Origin of the sequence: Dryocola boscaweniae (genome assembly GCF_025215095.1) — a bacterium.
GTDB classification, from domain to species: domain Bacteria; phylum Pseudomonadota; class Gammaproteobacteria; order Enterobacterales; family Enterobacteriaceae; genus Dryocola; species Dryocola boscaweniae.
Genome location: NZ_JALHAP010000078.1, coordinates 38,884 through 54,348 on the forward strand (window position 1 = coordinate 38,884; position 15,465 = coordinate 54,348).

Here is a 15,465-nt window from a genome sequence, read left to right on the forward strand (position 1 = left end):
AGGTAAATCACTATGGATTTTATCCGCTTTGTTATTGATTTTATTTTGCATATTGATGTGCATCTGGCGGAGCTGGTCGCGCAGTATGGTATCTGGGTTTACGCCATTTTGTTTTTGATTCTGTTTTGCGAAACCGGTCTGGTGGTGACGCCGTTCCTGCCCGGCGATTCGCTGTTGTTCGTGGCGGGCGCGCTTGCCGCGTTGCCAACCAACGATCTGAACGTTCATACCATGGTGATTTTGATGGTGCTCGCCGCGATTATCGGCGATGCCGTGAACTACACTATTGGGCGGCTGTTTGGCGAAAAGCTGTTCAGTAACCCCGATTCGAAGATCTTCCGTCGCAGCTATCTCGACAAAACTCATGCTTTTTACGAGCGTCACGGCGGAAAAACGATTATCCTCGCGCGCTTCGTTCCTATTGTGCGAACTTTCGCACCGTTCGTCGCGGGCATGGGACATATGTCCTATCGCCACTTTGCGATGTATAACGTCGCCGGGGCGTTGCTGTGGGTATTGCTGTTCACCTACGCAGGTTACCTGTTCGGTGATTTGCCGATTGTGCAGGAAAATCTGAAATTGTTAATTGTGGCGATCATCGTGTTGTCGGTTCTGCCGGGCATCATCGAAATTATCCGCCACAAACGCGCTCACGCACGAGCGCAAAAATAACTTACGAGCGCGGTTCGACCACTTTTTTGTCCAAAGTCGTGGGCCGTTATGTTTTAATGAGCACCATTTATGGTCTGGGGCAGGTCACACTGCCACAGAAAAACTGGCATCGACCAGGTTCAAGCAGAAAGGTCATCAATGAGCTGGATTGAACGAATTCTCAATAAGAGCAATATTACCCCCACCCGTAAGGCGAGCATCCCTGAAGGGGTGTGGACCAAGTGCGACAGTTGCGGCCAGGTCCTGTACCGCGCCGAGCTGGAACGCAATCTTGCAGTCTGCCCGAAGTGCGATCACCATATGCGCATGGCGGCGCGCGAGCGTCTGCACAGTCTGTTCGACGAAGACTCTATGGTTGAGCTGGGTAGTGAGCTTGAGCCGAAAGACGTGCTGAAGTTCAAAGATTCCAAAAAGTACAAAGATCGTCTGGCTTCCGCCCAGAAAGAAACCGGCGAGAAAGACGCGCTTGTCGTGATGAAAGGCACCCTTCACGGTATGCCTGTTGTCGCTGCGGCCTTTGAATTCGCCTTTATGGGCGGTTCTATGGGTTCTGTCGTCGGCGCGCGCTTTGTTCGTGCCGTCGAGCAGGCGCTGGAAGATAACTGCCCGCTGATCTGTTTTTCCGCCTCCGGCGGCGCCCGTATGCAGGAAGCGCTGATGTCGCTGATGCAGATGGCAAAAACCAGCGCCGCGCTGGCGAAGATGCAGGAACGCGGTCTGCCTTACATCTCCGTGCTGACCGATCCAACCATGGGCGGCGTTTCTGCAAGTTTTGCGATGCTGGGCGACCTGAATATCGCCGAACCGAAAGCGCTGATTGGCTTTGCCGGCCCGCGTGTTATCGAGCAGACCGTGCGTGAAAAACTGCCGCCGGGCTTCCAGCGCAGCGAATTCCTGATTGAAAAAGGCGCGATCGACATGATCGTGCGTCGTCCGGAATTGCGTCTGAAGCTGGCAAGCGTGCTGGCAAAATTCATGAATCTGCCGGCACCGAATCCGGAAGCGCCGCGTGAACCTGTTGTGGTTCCGCCAGCGCCGGAACAAGGTCAAGAGGCCTGATAGTCAACCAGGGCAGGGCCGTTCGCGGAACTGCCTTTTTTCTTGAACCGTATTGAACCGCAGACAGAACGGGTATCATGGAAAAACACCTCATCCCTCAAGCCACGTCGCCCCTGGCCACGTGGCTTTGTTATCTGGAAAATCTCCACTCTCAGGCTATTGAACTTGGCCTCGACCGCGTTAAAAAAGTGGCAGCGACGCTTAATGTGCTCAAACCTGCGCCAACGGTCTTTACCGTCGCCGGAACCAACGGCAAAGGCACCACCTGCCGTACTCTGGAAATGGCGTTAATTGCCGCGGGCTACAGCGTGGGCGTTTACAGTTCTCCGCATCTGGTGCGCTACACCGAGCGCGTGCGCATTCAGAACGAAGAGCTGGACGAGGCTTATCACACGGCGGCGTTTGCGCAGATTGAAGCCGCGCGTGGCGAAACGACGCTTACCTATTTTGAATACAGCACGCTTTCCGCGCTGCTGTTGTTCAGGCAGTTGAATGTTGATGTGGTTATCCTTGAAGTCGGGCTGGGCGGGCGTCTGGACGCAACGAATATCGTAGACGCTGATGTCGCCGTGGTGACCAGCATCGCGCTGGATCACACTGACTGGCTGGGGCCAGACCGCGAAAGCATCGGCCGTGAAAAAGCGGGCGTCTTCCGTGGCGCAAAACCCGCTATCGTTGGCGAACCGGATATGCCGCATTCCATTGCCGATGTCGCTTCTGAAAAGGGCGCGCAGTTGCTGCGTCGCGACGTGGACTGGTCTTATCACGTTGAAGCGAATAGCTGGAGCTTCAAAGACGGGCAGGGCGAGCTTGCCGGGCTTGCGCTTCCGTTAGTGCCGCAGCCGAACGCCGCCACCGCGCTTGCCGCGCTGCGCGCAAGCGAGCTGGACGTCAGCGAAGCAGCAATTCGTGAAGGTATCGCCAGCGCCACGTTACCCGGACGCTTCCAGATTATCTCTGAAGCTCCGCGCGTTATTCTGGATGTGGCGCATAATCCCCATGCTGCGGCTTACCTTGCCGACAGGCTCGCCGCGCTGTCAAAACGGGGACGCGTGCTGGCGGTAATCGGCATGTTGCACGATAAAGATATTGCGGGCACGCTGGCCTGTTTGTCGGCGCAGGTCGATAGCTGGTATTGTGCTCCACTGGAAGGGCCACGCGGTGCCACGGCGGAACAGTTGGTTGAGCATCTTGGGTCTGGAGAAGTCCATGACAGCGTGGCTCAGGCCTGGCATGCGGCAATGGCTGCAGCTACGGAAAATGATACTGTGCTGGTGTGTGGCTCGTTCCACACGGTAGCCCACGTAATGGAAGCGCTGGACGCGGGGAGAACAGGTGGCGAGTAAGTTTCAAAACCGATTAGTCGGGACCATTATTCTGGTCGCGCTGGGCGTTATCGTGCTGCCCGGTCTGCTTGATGGCCAGAAAAAACATTATCAGGATGAGTTTGCGGCGATCCCATTGGTGCCAAAACCCGGGGATACGGACGAGCCTGACATGCTGCCTGCGGCAACTCAGGCTTTGCCTTCTCAGCCGCCGGAAGGGGCGGCCGCGGAGGTGCAGGCCGGTAATAACGCCTTTGCGCCGGGGTTAGATTCGGCAACGCTTCCTGGAGAAAACGGCGCGGATATCGACGAAGTGCCCATCACGCCTGAAAAACCGCCGCAGCCTAAGCCTGTTGCCCAAAAGCCTAAACCGAAACCGGTGGAAAAACCGCAAACCAAACCTGCGGCGGATCAAACCGAAGAGCGGCTGGCAATGGGCAACGAGCAGCCGCCGAAAGTCGATAAACCAGCGAAGCAGGACGAGCAGGCAGCCCCGACCGGCAAAGCTTATGTCGTGCAGTTGGGGGCATTAAAAAATGCCGACAAAGTGAATGAAATTGTTGGTAAACTGCGCGGCGCTGGGTTCCGGGTTTACACCTCGCCATCCACGCCGGTGCAGGGAAAAGTGACCCGCATTCTGGTAGGGCCGGACGCTTCAAAAGACAAACTGAAATCGTCTTTGGGTGAACTAAGTTCGATTTCCGGGCTTAACGGCGTGGTGATGAATTACACCGTTCGGTAGGTAAATACCCGGCTCGAAAGGGCAAAATTTTAATGGCGTTGAGTATTAATTCAGCGCCATTATTTATTTACGCGGGGGAAGGAAATCCCTACGCAAACGTTTTCTTTTTCTGTTAGAATGCGCCCCGAACTGGACGTCAGGGCGATTTATCGCGAGATTTGGTCATGGTCTGGATAGATTACGCCATTATTGCTGTTATCGGCTTTTCGGCTCTGGTTAGTGTGATTCGCGGCTTTGTCCGCGAAGCTTTATCGCTGGTGACCTGGGGATGCGCTTTCTTTGTCGCCAGTCATTACTACACTTACCTGGCAGTCTGGTTCACAGGCTTTGAAGACGAACTGGTACGTAATGGGATTGCTATCGCGATACTGTTTATCGCGACACTCATCGTCGGTGCGATTGTCAATTATGTGATTGGCGCGCTGGTGGAGAAAACCGGCCTGTCGGGTACAGACAGGGTGTTGGGGATCTGTTTCGGAGCACTACGAGGTGCGCTGATCGTCGCCGCCATTCTGTTCTTTCTTGATACATTCACCGGTTTCTCAAAGAGCGAAGACTGGCAAAAGTCGCAGCTTATCCCGCAATTCAGTTTCATCATCAGATGGTTCTTTGACTATCTGCAAAGCTCGTCAAGTTTCTTGCCCCGCTAATCGTATCGGGGTTGTGGCTTAATGAGGAAAAGACAACATGTGCGGTATTGTCGGTATCGCCGGTTTTATGCCGGTAAACCAGTCGATTTATGACGCGTTAACGGTGCTTCAGCACCGTGGGCAGGATGCCGCAGGCATCGTCACCATTGATGCTTTAAATTGCTTCCGTCTGCGTAAAGCGAACGGCCTGGTGAGTGATGTATTCGAAGCCCGCCACATGCAGCGTATGCAGGGCAACATGGGGATTGGCCATGTCCGCTATCCAACCGCTGGCAGCTCCAGCGCCTCCGAAGCGCAGCCTTTCTATGTTAACTCCCCCTATGGTATTACGCTTGCGCACAACGGCAACCTGACCAACGCTCACGAACTGCGCAAAAAGCTGTTCGAAGAGAAACGCCGCCACATTAACACCACTTCAGATTCTGAAATCCTGCTCAATATCTTTGCCAGCGAGCTGGACAACTTCCGCAATTATCCGCTGGAAGCAGACAACATCTTTGCCGCTATTGCCGCCACTAACCGCCAGATCCGCGGCGCTTACGCCTGCGTGGCGATGATTATCGGCCACGGCATGGTCGCGTTCCGCGATCCTAACGGCATCCGTCCACTCGTCATGGGCAAACGTGAGCTGGGCGACGGGCGCACCGAATACATGGTGGCCTCCGAAAGCGTGGCGCTTGATACCCTTGGCTTCGAATTCCTGCGCGATATCGCGCCGGGTGAAGCGGTGTACGTTACCGAGAAAGGGCAGCTATTCACCCGCCAGTGCGCAGACAACCCGACCAGCAACCCGTGCCTGTTCGAGTATGTCTACTTTGCGCGTCCGGACTCCTTTATCGACAAAATCTCCGTTTACAGCGCCCGCGTTGAAATGGGTAAAAAGCTCGGCGAGAAAATTGCGCGCGAATGGGAAGACCTGGACATCGACGTGGTGATCCCGATTCCGGAAACTTCCTGCGATATCGCGCTGGAAATCGCCCGCATTCTTGATAAGCCATACCGCCAGGGCTTCGTGAAAAACCGCTATGTCGGCCGCACGTTTATCATGCCGGGCCAGCAGCTACGCCGTAAGTCAGTGCGTCGTAAACTCAACGCCAACCGCGCTGAGTTCCGCGGTAAGAACGTGTTGCTGGTGGATGACTCCATCGTGCGCGGTACGACTTCCGAACAGATTATCGAGATGGCACGTGAAGCGGGCGCGAAGAAGGTTTACCTGGCTTCTGCCGCCCCGGAAATCCGTTTCCCGAACGTGTACGGCATCGATATGCCAAGCGCTAACGAACTTATCGCTCACGGTCGTGAAGTGGATGAAATTCGTCAGATCATCGGCGCGGACGGGTTAATCTTCCAGGATCTGGACGATTTGATTGAAGCGGTACGCGTTGAAAATCCGGACATCACCCAGTTTGAGTGCTCCGTGTTTAACGGCGTGTACGTCACTAAAGATGTTGATCACAAGTACCTCGAATATCTCGAATCCCTGCGTAATGACGACTCCAAAGCGCTGCTGCGTCAGAACGAAGTGGAAAACTTAGAGATGCATAACGAAGGTTAAAGTTCATTATTCGCAGGGTGGATAAAGAAGGGCCGTCCACCTTCGGATTTGCGTTAACGGCGGATGGCGCTTTGCTTATCCGCCCTGCGAATTTGTAAAAACGCCTTCCGGTTGCATCCAGCCTCATCTTGCGGCAAAGTCAGCCCAAACAAACTCTTTGGGCAAGCTTTTATGAAACGGTTAATTGTTGGAATTTCAGGTGCCAGCGGCGCGATTTATGGTGTGCGTCTGCTTAAGGTTCTGCAACAAGTGCCGGAGGTGGAAACCCATCTCATTATGAGTAATGCCGCCCGCCAGACCCTTACTTTAGAAACCGATTTATCCCTGCGCGACGTACAGGCTCTTGCCGATGTGGTTCATGACGCCCGTGATATCGCCGCGAACATCTCCTCAGGCTCGTTTAAGACCCATGGCATGGTTGTATTGCCCTGCTCAATTAAAACGCTTTCAGGTATTGTTCACAGCTATACAGACGGCCTGTTGACGCGAGCCGCAGACGTCGTGCTTAAAGAGCGCCGTCCGCTGGTGCTTTGCGTGCGTGAAACCCCGCTGCACCTTGGCCATTTGCGTCTGATGACGCAGGCGGCTGAGCTGGGCGCCGTGATTATGCCGCCGGTGCCCGCGTTTTATCATCGCCCGCAAACCCTGGAAGATATCATCGATCAGACGGTCAATCGCGTGCTGGATCAGTTCGACGTTGACCTGCCTCACGATTTATTCACGCGCTGGCAGGGTGCATAAAAGATGCGCCAGCGCGATGCGTCACAAAATCACCTGCATCAATTTGGGGCGATTTTGTAACCCCGATCGCTTTTGAGAAATTTAGTCCGCATTTTACTCGGTAAACGCTTTGCCCCTTCGCCAGACCTGCTATCTTTCAACCAGACGACAGAGTTGCAACGTTTTATTAACATAAAACCACGCACTTTCTTTTACGCAGGGAAAAGTGGCATGAGAACTGCAACTCCTCGTTGGCACCACACAACATTACACATAATAAGAGACAACTTGAGGGTTATGTATGAAGAAGCAGGTTCTCGCTCTGTCTTTGCTGCTCGGTCTTACCAGTAGCGTCTACGCAGCAATTCCGCAGAACGTTCGTATTGGTACGGACGCCACCTATGCGCCTTTCTCTTCCAAAGATGCGAAAGGGGATTTTGTCGGTTTTGATATCGATCTAGGTAATGAGCTTTGCAAACGCATTAATACCAAATGTACGTGGGTAGGTAGCGACTTTGACGCGCTGATCCCTTCTCTGAAAGCGAAGAAAATCGACGCGATCATCTCCTCATTGTCCATCACTGAAAAGCGTCAGCAGGAAATTGCTTTCTCCGACAAACTCTACGCGGCCGACTCGCGTCTGATTGCCAGCAAAGGCTCGCCAATTCAGCCCACTCTTGAGTCGCTGAAAGGTAAACACGTTGGCGTATTGCAGGGGTCTACTCAGGAAGCGTTTGCTAACGCCGAGTGGCGTCCAAAAGGCATCGACGTTGTGGCTTACGCAAACCAGTACCTGATTTATTCTGACCTGTCTGCGGGCCGTCTGGATGCTGCATTCCAGGACGAAACCGCCGCCAGTGAAGGTTTCCTGAAACAGCCTGCGGGTAAAGAATTTGCCTTTGCCGGGCCTTCCGTGAAAAACAAACAGTACTTCGGCGACGGCACCGGCATCGGTTTACGTAAAGACGACGCCGAGTTAAAAGCAGCCTTCGACAAAGCGCTTGCTGAAATGCGTAAAGACGGCACCTATGACAAATTTGCGAAAAAGTACTTCGACTTTAATGTTTACGGTGAATAAGTTTTTCCCGTAGTCTGTGGCCCGGTTTTGAATATATTCTTAACCGGGCTGGATAAAAATGCAGTTGTGGAGGCTTACGATTTATCTGCACATCAGTGGTGCAAATTGGTAACGATGCATCATTATGGCGCGCCTCATGCACTGTTTTGGGTCATTTGTTTTTTCTGATTGTGGAATTCACGCTGGCATCAACCGCGCAAAAATGGCATAAAACCTGCACTTTTATCTCTTATTAATTAGCCATAAAAACGGCATTAGCGCTAAAAAGACAGTCTATTGAGGATAATTATGAAAAAGTTGGTGTTGTCCCTTTCTCTGGTGCTGGCATTCTCCAGCGTTTCCACAGCATTCGCCGCCATTCCGAAAAATGTCCGTATCGGTACCGATCCGACTTATGCCCCGTTTGAATCGAAAAACGCTCAGGGTGAATTAGTCGGTTTTGATATCGATTTGGCTAAAGAACTCTGCAAACGCATCGAAACCAACTGTACCTTCGTTGAGAACCCTCTTGATGCGCTGATTCCTTCTCTGAAAGCGAAAAAAATCGACGTTATTATGTCGTCGCTTTCAATTACTGAAAAACGCCAGCAGGAAATCGCCTTTACCGACAAGCTTTACGCGGCCGACTCCCGTCTGGTGGTAGCCAAAGGTTCCCCAATCCAGCCAACGCTGGAATCGCTGAAAGGTAAACGTGTGGGCGTGCTGCAGGGCACCACGCAGGAAACCTACGGCAACGTTCACTGGGCGCCGAAAGGTATTGAAATTGTCTCCTATCAGGGCCAGGACTCCATCTACGCTGACCTGACCGCAGGCCGTATTGATGCAGCATTCCAGGATGAAGTCGCGGCCAGCGAAGGCTTCCTCAAGCAGCCAATCGGCAAAGATTATCAGTTTGGCGGTCCGTCCATTAAAGACGACAAGCTGTTTGGCGTGGGCACCGGTATGGGCCTGCGTAAAGAAGATAACGAACTGCGTGAAGCGCTAAACAAAGCCTTTGCCGAAATGCGCAAAGACGGCACTTACGAGCAGCTTGCGAAGAAGTACTTCGATTTTGATGTCTACGGTGGTTAACAGTGTCGTAGGGTGGATAAACGCAGACGCCATCCACCATTGATAAAGTTGCGGCGGGTGAGCGTTACTCACCCGCTCTACGCTTAGCTGAATTTGTGCAGACACTGACGACAGGATACGCAGCATGTTGTATGGCTTTTCTGAAGTGATATTTAAAGGGGCGCTCGTCACGCTGGAACTGGCGTTAAGCTCCGTTATCCTCTCCGTAGTGATTGGTCTTGCCGGTGCGGGCGCCAAATTATCGAAAAATCGCCCGCTGGCGCTGCTGTTTGAAGGCTACACCACGCTTATTCGTGGCGTGCCGGATTTGGTGCTGATGCTGCTGATTTTCTATGGCCTGCAAATGCTGTTCAACAGCATTACCGATGCCTTAGGCATGGCGCAGTTTGATATCGACCCGATGGTGGCCGGTATTATTACGCTTGGCTTTATCTACGGCGCTTATTTTACCGAAACCTTCCGTGGCGCTTTTCTCGCTGTGCCAAGAGGGCATATCGAAGCGGCCACCGCCTTCGGCTTTACCGGCTCACAAACTTTCCGCCGTATCCTGTTTCCGGCCATGATGCGCTACGCCTTGCCGGGGATCGGCAATAACTGGCAGGTCATTTTGAAAGCCACAGCGCTGGTTTCATTATTAGGTCTGGAAGACGTGGTGAAAGCGACGCAACTGGCCGGGAAAACCACCTGGCAACCGTTCTATTTTGCCATCGTCGCCGGGATTATTTATCTGGTGTTTACCACCGTTTCCAACGGTGTGCTGCTCTGGCTTGAGCGCCGCTATTCTGTGGGCGTGAAGAGGGCCGAGTTATGATCGAGATTATTCAGGAATACTGGAAATCCCTGTTATGGACGGACGGTTATCGCTTCACCGGCGTGGCTATCACGCTGTGGCTGCTGATTTCATCAGTGGTGATGGGCGGGATTCTGGCGCTATTCCTCGCTATCGGGCGCGTTTCCAGCAATAAATTCATCGCTTTTCCCATCTGGTTGTTTACCTATGTTTTCCGCGGTACGCCGCTGTATGTGCAACTGCTGGTGTTTTACTCCGGGATGTATACGCTGGAAGTGGTGAAGGGCACCGTGCTGCTAAACGAGTTCTTCCGCAGCGGGCTGAACTGTACCGTGCTGGCGCTAACCCTCAATACCTGCGCCTACACGACTGAGATTTTTGCCGGCGCCATTCGCTCGGTTCCGCACGGTGAAATTGAAGCCGCGCGGGCATACGGTTTCTCACGCGTTAAAATGTACCGCTGCATCATTTTGCCATCGGCGTTGCGTATCGCGCTGCCGGCATACAGCAATGAGGTGATTTTAATGCTGCACTCCACCGCGCTTGCATTTACCGCCACCGTGCCGGATCTGCTGAAAATCGCCCGCGATATTAACTCCGCAACCTATCAGCCGTTTACCGCGTTCGGTATCGCTGCGGTGTTGTACCTGATTATTTCTTACGTGCTGATAAGCCTGTTCCGCAGAGCGGAAAAACGCTTTATGCAGCATGTTAAACCCAGTTCTTCGCACTGAGTGATTTCCATGGCTGAAAATAAATTAAACGTTACTGATTTGCACAAACGCTACGGCGAACATGAAGTGCTCAAAGGGGTTTCTCTGCAGGCTAACGCTGGCGATGTTATTAGTATCATCGGCTCATCCGGTTCGGGGAAAAGTACATTTCTGCGCTGCATAAACTTCCTCGAAAAACCGAGCGAAGGCACGATTGTGGTGAGCAATCAGAACATCAACCTGGTGCGCGATAAAGACGGGCAGTTGAAAGTTGCGGATAAAAACCAACTGCGCCTGCTGCGCACCCGCCTGACCATGGTGTTCCAGCACTTCAATCTGTGGAGCCATATGACGGTGCTGGAAAACGTCATGGAGGCGCCAATCCAGGTGCTGGGGCTGAGCAAGCCCGAAGCAAAAGAGCGTGCGATTAAATATCTGGCGAAAGTAGGAATTGATGAGCGCCAGCAGGCGAAATACCCGGTGCATCTTTCCGGCGGCCAGCAGCAACGTGTCTCAATCGCGCGGGCGCTTGCGATGGAACCGGAAGTGCTGCTGTTCGATGAGCCAACCTCTGCGCTGGACCCGGAGCTTGTGGGCGAAGTGCTGCGCATCATGCAGAAACTTGCCGAAGAAGGGAAAACCATGGTCGTCGTGACGCACGAAATGGACTTTGCCCGCCATGTTTCAAGTCATGTGATTTTCCTGCATCAGGGGCGCATTGAGGAAGAGGGCGCGCCGGATGAGCTGTTCGGCAATCCTAAGAGCGCGCGGTTGCAGCAGTTTTTATCGGGGTCTTTGAAATAAAAAGCAGGTGGATGGCGCTTGCGCTTATCCCCCCTACAACCCATGGAGCGATAAAATCGTAGGGCGGATAAGCCTGTGCCATCCGCCTTATTAAATCAGCGCACCACATCCGCAAGCGCCTCTTCCAGATCGAAATACCGGAAGCCAAATCCGGACTCTTCAAGACGCTTTGGCAGCGCGCGCTGCCCGCCCAGCACCAGAACCGCAGATTCTCCCATCATCAGCTTCACGGCCGTGGCAGGGGCTCGCATAAAGGCCGGGCGATTCAATACGTGGCCCAGGGCATGGGAAAACTGTTCATTGCGTACGGGGTAGGGCGAAACCATATTGAACGGACCGCGCAGATCGTTGTTCAGCAGCCAAAGAATGCCGTTAACCATATCATCGACGTGGATCCAGGCGAGATACTGACGGCCATTGCCCATTGGCCCGCCAAGCCCTAAACGAAAAATGGGCAGCAGTTTAGCCAGAATGCCGCCTTTTGGCGCCAGCACAACGCCGGTTCGCAGCAGGCAAACGCGCGTGTTTTCGCTTTGCGCGCCGCAGGCGATTTGCTCCCAGCGCGCGCACAGCTTATGGGTAAATTCATTGTGCGGCGGTTCATCTTCCGTGACGACAACTTCACCCAGATCGCCGTAGTAACCTGCGGCAGAGCCGGAGATCAGCACGGAAGGCGGCGTCTGGCTGGCTTTAAACATCTCCACCAGGCGGTCAGTAATCTGCCAGCGGCTCTGGCACAGGCGCTGTTTCTGCGCCTCCGTCCAGCGTTTATCCGCGATGGGTTCGCCCGCGAGGTTGATGACGGCGTCAAAGCCGTCAAGCGTGGCGTGGTCGTTAAGCCCTTTCCACAGTGTGACGCGAGGATCGAGCCGGGTTCGAGCTTTGTCCGGATCTCTTGTGACCACGGTAACGTCGTGCCCTGTTTCCAGCAATCGCGGCACCAGATGGCCGCCAATAAGCCCGCTACCGCCGGTAATCAATATCTGCATGCGCGTCTCCTGTCGAGTGCGCCTACCTTCGCCAGCTCATGGTCATTGACACCGAGTCGGCATAACGCAGCGCGTGAAGTTTATCTATCTCCACTTCAGCATAAGACACCCAAGGATGGTCGCATGCGATATCGAGCACATCCTGAGTTAATTTTTCCAGCAAAGAGAAGCGATTATTCTCCACTAACTGGATGATGTTCTTGGTGATGGTGCGGTAGTTCAGGGCATCGTTGATGTCTTCGCTGGCGCGCGCTTTGTCCGCCGGATAGTGAAGAGTCACGTTAACGACAATATCCTGACGGTTGGCGATCTCTTCTTCTTTAATGCCGATAAACGTGCGCAGGCGGAGATTTTTAATTCGAATAATAGCGTCTGGCTGAGGGGATGACATTGCAGGTTTCCTCCGTGTGTTGCTTCCCGCCACAGAATACACCACGGCGGGAAGATTTTGACACGCAGGCTTAGACGTTTTCCGCCTGTTGGTAAGCTCGCTCCGTGGCTGGACGCGAACGAATGCGTTCAAACCAGTTTTTTACCGCAGGATAGTTCGCCAGATCGATGCGCTGGCGCTCGTGGGAAACCGCCCAGGGGTAAGTGGCGATATCAGCAATGCTGTAGTCCTGTCCGCCCAGCCACGGCGTTTTCTCAAGCTGCTTATTAAGCACGCCGTACAAACGCTGGGTTTCCACCTGATAGCGCTCAATGGCATACGGAACCGTTTGTGGAGCAAAATGATTGAAGTGATGATTCTGCCCCAGCATCGGCCCAAATCCGCCAACTTGCCAGAAGAGCCACTGGAGCGTGTGGGCGCGTTCGCGAAGGTCTTTACTCAGCAGCAAACTGGTTTTCTCTGCCAGATAAAGCAGAATGGCGCCAGATTCAAAGATGCTTAAAGGGCCGCTCCCGTCGGCGGGCAGATGGTCGACTATCGCCGGGATTTTATTGTTTGGGGAAATGGCGAGGAAGTCAGGCCTGAACTGGTCCCCTTTGCCAATATCGATGCGATGAATGTTGTAATCCAGCCCCGCTTCTTCCAGAAACAGCGTGATTTTGTGGCCGTTTGGCGTTGGTGCGTAGAAGAGATCGATCATGGTCAAACTCCTGTAATATCAGTTTCGGCAAACTTTTGCAGTATAGGCTTTGTGGCGTGAGAGGGGCGGCCAATGTTGAGGTTTGCTCAAGTGACAGCGGCGGTTTTTCGCTATATTTTCAGAAGTCGGAAGCAATTATGACGAGGATAATAATGAGCCAGCCTGCGATAACACTTTGGTCCGATGCAAACTATTTCAGCCCCTACGTACTTTCGGTCTACGTTGCCCTGAAAGAGAAAGGCCTTAACTTCACCTTGCAAACAGTCGATCTCGTCGCCGGAGAAAATTTGCAGCCTGGCTGGAAAGGCTACGATCTCACGCGCCGCGTGCCGGTGCTTGCGGTAGATGATTTTGTTCTCAGCGAGTCTTCAGCAATCGCTGAATATCTCGAAGAGCGCTTTGCGCCGCCGGTATGGGAAAGAATCTATCCTGTCGATATCGAAAAGCGCGCCCGCGCCCGCCAGATTCAGGCCTGGCTGCGCAGCGATCTGATGCCGATTCGCGAAGAGCGCCCGACGGATGTCGTTTTTGGCAGCGCGAAAAAGCCAGCCCTTAGCGAAGCGGGCCTGAGCGCGGTCGAAAAACTTATCTCAACGGTTGAAGCTGTATTGCCAGCCGGCCAGCAAAATCTGTTCGGTGAATGGTGTATCGCCGATACGGATCTTGCCCTGATGCTGAATCGTCTGATTCTTAACGGCGACGACATGCCCGAGCGCCTGCAGGAATACGCGGCATTTCAGTGGCAACGCGCTTCCGTGCAGGGTTTTATTGCCCGTTCAGCAAAACGAGCGGGCTGATTCGTACGGCTTTGTTCGCTATCATTAAGCCACTTACCATTAAAAGGGATGTGGATTTATGAAGCTGATGTTTGCCTCGGATATTCACGGTTCATTGCCAGCGACCGAGAGAGTATTGGCGATTTTTGCGCAAAGCGGCGCGCAGGGGCTCGTTCTGGTTGGCGACTTGCTTAATCACGGGCCGCGAAATGCGTTACCTGAGGGATACGATCCGGCAGCGGTAGCAGACAGGCTTAACGGCGCGGCGGATAAAATTATTGCCGTGCGCGGCAATTGCGACAGCGAAGTCGATCAGATGCTGCTGCGTTTTCCCATCACCGCGCCGTTTGCCCAAATCCTGTTACCGGGCCTGCGTTTATTTGTCACCCACGGACATCTTTTTAACCCTGATAAATTGCCACCTTTGGCACCACACGACGTGCTGATTTTCGGTCATACTCATCTTCCGATGGCTGAAAACCGTGACGGGCTCTACTTCTTCAACCCCGGTTCGGTAAGCATGCCGAAAGGGGGATTTGCAGCGAGCTACGGCATGTTGAATGACGGCGTTCTGAGCGTTCACGCGCTGAATAATGATGGGGTTATTGCACAGGTCGACATTACCCCGTAACTTACCGCTTGTAAAACCATAACGCGCCGTAAGAGCGCCCTAAAGAGAAGGTTTCCCGATGGTGGAACAGAGTCATTTTACTGGCACGGAATGGGTAGACATTGTTAACGAAGACAATGAAGTGATAGCACAAGCCAGCCGTGAGCAAATGCGCGCGCAGCGCTTACGCCATCGTGCTACCTATATAGTTGTTCATGACGGCATGGGTAAAATTCTGGTGCAGCGCCGCACTGAGACGAAAGACTTCCTGCCGGGCATGCTTGATGCTACCGCAGGCGGCGTTGTCCAGTCAGACGAACAGCTTCTCGATTCTGCGCGCCGCGAGGCGGAGGAGGAGTTGGGAATTGCCGGAGTTCCCTTTGCCGAGCATGGCCAGTTCTATTTTGAAGATGAGCACTGTCGTGTATGGGGCGGCTTGTTTAGCTGCGTCTCGCACGGGCCGTTTGCGCTTCAGGAAGAAGAGGTCAGCGAAGTGAGCTGGATGTCGCCGGAAGAAATTACCGCCCGCTGCGATGAGTTCACTCCAGACTCTTTGAAAGCGCTGGCGCTGTGGATGACGCGCAACGCCAAGAATGAGAAGCAGTCGGCGACGGCGGAGTAAGTTTATTGACCAGGGCATCCTCGCTTTGGTGATGTAAAAAGGCGGACTTTCGTCCGCCAGAGATTGATGACAAACATCCGAAAAGCGTGGTTTTCGGATGTTTGGGGTAAACCAGAAGACAGAATCCTTTGTTTTTAAAACAATAAGTAAAAGTAACTTTTGCTCATCAGGACGTTGTCAACGGTCTGAGGCGGACTT

At 53.4% G+C, this 15,465-nt stretch carries 18 protein-coding genes; 15 read left to right on the top strand and 3 right to left on the bottom strand.

From position 1 onward, the window contains the following. Positions 1 to 12: 12 nt before the first annotated feature. From MUA00_RS11300 to hisP, 12 genes are all read left to right on the top strand, one after another. On the top strand, positions 13 to 672 hold the full coding sequence (locus tag MUA00_RS11300) for a DedA family protein (protein ID WP_271123144.1): 660 nt from the start codon (positions 13 to 15) through the stop codon (positions 670 to 672). Positions 673 to 810: 138 nt separating this feature from the next. Further along, positions 811 to 1,731 carry an acetyl-CoA carboxylase, carboxyltransferase subunit beta gene (gene accD, locus MUA00_RS11305; RefSeq protein ID WP_271123145.1) on the top strand — a complete coding sequence of 307 codons (921 nt, stop codon included), beginning with the start codon at positions 811 to 813 and terminating at the stop codon, positions 1,729 to 1,731. A 77-nt stretch (positions 1,732 to 1,808) separates the two neighbouring features. Further along, positions 1,809 to 3,077, top strand: a complete 1,269-nt coding sequence (folC, locus tag MUA00_RS11310; protein WP_271123146.1) for a bifunctional tetrahydrofolate synthase/dihydrofolate synthase — start codon at positions 1,809 to 1,811, stop codon at positions 3,075 to 3,077. After that, a complete protein-coding gene (dedD, locus tag MUA00_RS11315; protein WP_271123147.1) occupies positions 3,067 to 3,798 on the top strand; it encodes a cell division protein DedD in 732 nt (243 codons plus the stop codon). Before folC ends, dedD begins: the two co-directional genes overlap by 11 nt. Before the next feature lie 164 nt (positions 3,799 to 3,962). After that, complete coding sequence (gene cvpA / locus MUA00_RS11320) at positions 3,963 to 4,448, top strand: colicin V production protein (RefSeq protein ID WP_271123148.1); 486 nt, start codon at positions 3,963 to 3,965, stop codon at positions 4,446 to 4,448. A 37-nt stretch (positions 4,449 to 4,485) separates the two neighbouring features. Beyond that, the gene (purF, locus tag MUA00_RS11325; RefSeq protein ID WP_271123149.1) at positions 4,486 to 6,003 is read left to right on the top strand and encodes an amidophosphoribosyltransferase; all 1,518 of its coding nucleotides are present in this window, start codon (positions 4,486 to 4,488) and stop codon (positions 6,001 to 6,003) included. Between the two features lie 171 nt (positions 6,004 to 6,174). Continuing rightward, positions 6,175 to 6,744, top strand: a complete 570-nt coding sequence (locus MUA00_RS11330; protein ID WP_271123150.1) for a UbiX family flavin prenyltransferase — start codon at positions 6,175 to 6,177, stop codon at positions 6,742 to 6,744. Positions 6,745 to 7,024: 280 nt separating this feature from the next. Beyond that, positions 7,025 to 7,801: a lysine/arginine/ornithine ABC transporter substrate-binding protein ArgT gene (argT, locus tag MUA00_RS11335; RefSeq protein WP_271123151.1), complete on the top strand. Its 777-nt coding sequence runs from the start codon at positions 7,025 to 7,027 to the stop codon at positions 7,799 to 7,801. A 288-nt stretch (positions 7,802 to 8,089) separates the two neighbouring features. Continuing rightward, positions 8,090 to 8,872, top strand: a complete 783-nt coding sequence (gene hisJ, locus MUA00_RS11340) for a histidine ABC transporter substrate-binding protein HisJ (RefSeq protein WP_271123152.1) — start codon at positions 8,090 to 8,092, stop codon at positions 8,870 to 8,872. Between the two features lie 124 nt (positions 8,873 to 8,996). Further along, the gene (locus MUA00_RS11345; protein WP_271123153.1) at positions 8,997 to 9,683 is read left to right on the top strand and encodes a histidine ABC transporter permease HisQ; all 687 of its coding nucleotides are present in this window, start codon (positions 8,997 to 8,999) and stop codon (positions 9,681 to 9,683) included. Continuing rightward, entirely contained in the window at positions 9,680 to 10,396 is a 717-nt protein-coding gene (locus MUA00_RS11350) for an ABC transporter permease (protein WP_271123154.1), read from the top strand. Before MUA00_RS11345 ends, MUA00_RS11350 begins: the two co-directional genes overlap by 4 nt. A gap of 9 nt (positions 10,397 to 10,405) precedes the next feature. Next, complete coding sequence (gene hisP / locus MUA00_RS11355; RefSeq protein WP_271123155.1) at positions 10,406 to 11,179, top strand: histidine ABC transporter ATP-binding protein HisP; 774 nt, start codon at positions 10,406 to 10,408, stop codon at positions 11,177 to 11,179. Between the two features lie 95 nt (positions 11,180 to 11,274). Here the strand turns inward: hisP and MUA00_RS11360 are convergent, their stop codons facing one another. From MUA00_RS11360 to yfcG, 3 genes are all read right to left on the bottom strand, one after another. Further along, positions 11,275 to 12,168 carry a TIGR01777 family oxidoreductase gene (locus MUA00_RS11360; protein WP_271123156.1) on the bottom strand — a complete coding sequence of 298 codons (894 nt, stop codon included), beginning with the start codon at positions 12,166 to 12,168 and terminating at the stop codon, positions 11,275 to 11,277. A 22-nt stretch (positions 12,169 to 12,190) separates the two neighbouring features. Beyond that, on the bottom strand, positions 12,191 to 12,559 hold the full coding sequence (folX, locus tag MUA00_RS11365; RefSeq protein WP_271123157.1) for a dihydroneopterin triphosphate 2'-epimerase: 369 nt from the start codon (positions 12,557 to 12,559) through the stop codon (positions 12,191 to 12,193). A gap of 70 nt (positions 12,560 to 12,629) precedes the next feature. After that, entirely contained in the window at positions 12,630 to 13,259 is a 630-nt protein-coding gene (gene yfcG / locus MUA00_RS11370) for a GSH-dependent disulfide bond oxidoreductase (RefSeq protein ID WP_271123158.1), read from the bottom strand. Positions 13,260 to 13,411: 152 nt separating this feature from the next. On the opposite strand from yfcG, the gene yfcF reads away from it, so the two are divergent. The 3 genes from yfcF to yfcD are packed head-to-tail and all read left to right on the top strand — an operon-like array spanning position 13,412 to position 15,267. Further along, a complete protein-coding gene (yfcF, locus tag MUA00_RS11375) occupies positions 13,412 to 14,056 on the top strand; it encodes a glutathione transferase (protein ID WP_271123369.1) in 645 nt (214 codons plus the stop codon). A gap of 58 nt (positions 14,057 to 14,114) precedes the next feature. Further along, entirely contained in the window at positions 14,115 to 14,666 is a 552-nt protein-coding gene (gene yfcE / locus MUA00_RS11380) for a phosphodiesterase (protein ID WP_271123159.1), read from the top strand. A 58-nt stretch (positions 14,667 to 14,724) separates the two neighbouring features. Further along, positions 14,725 to 15,267 (top strand): NUDIX hydrolase YfcD, encoded by a 543-nt coding sequence (gene yfcD / locus MUA00_RS11385; RefSeq protein WP_271123160.1) that lies wholly within the window; start codon positions 14,725 to 14,727, stop codon positions 15,265 to 15,267. The last annotated feature ends 198 nt before the right edge of the window (positions 15,268 to 15,465 follow it).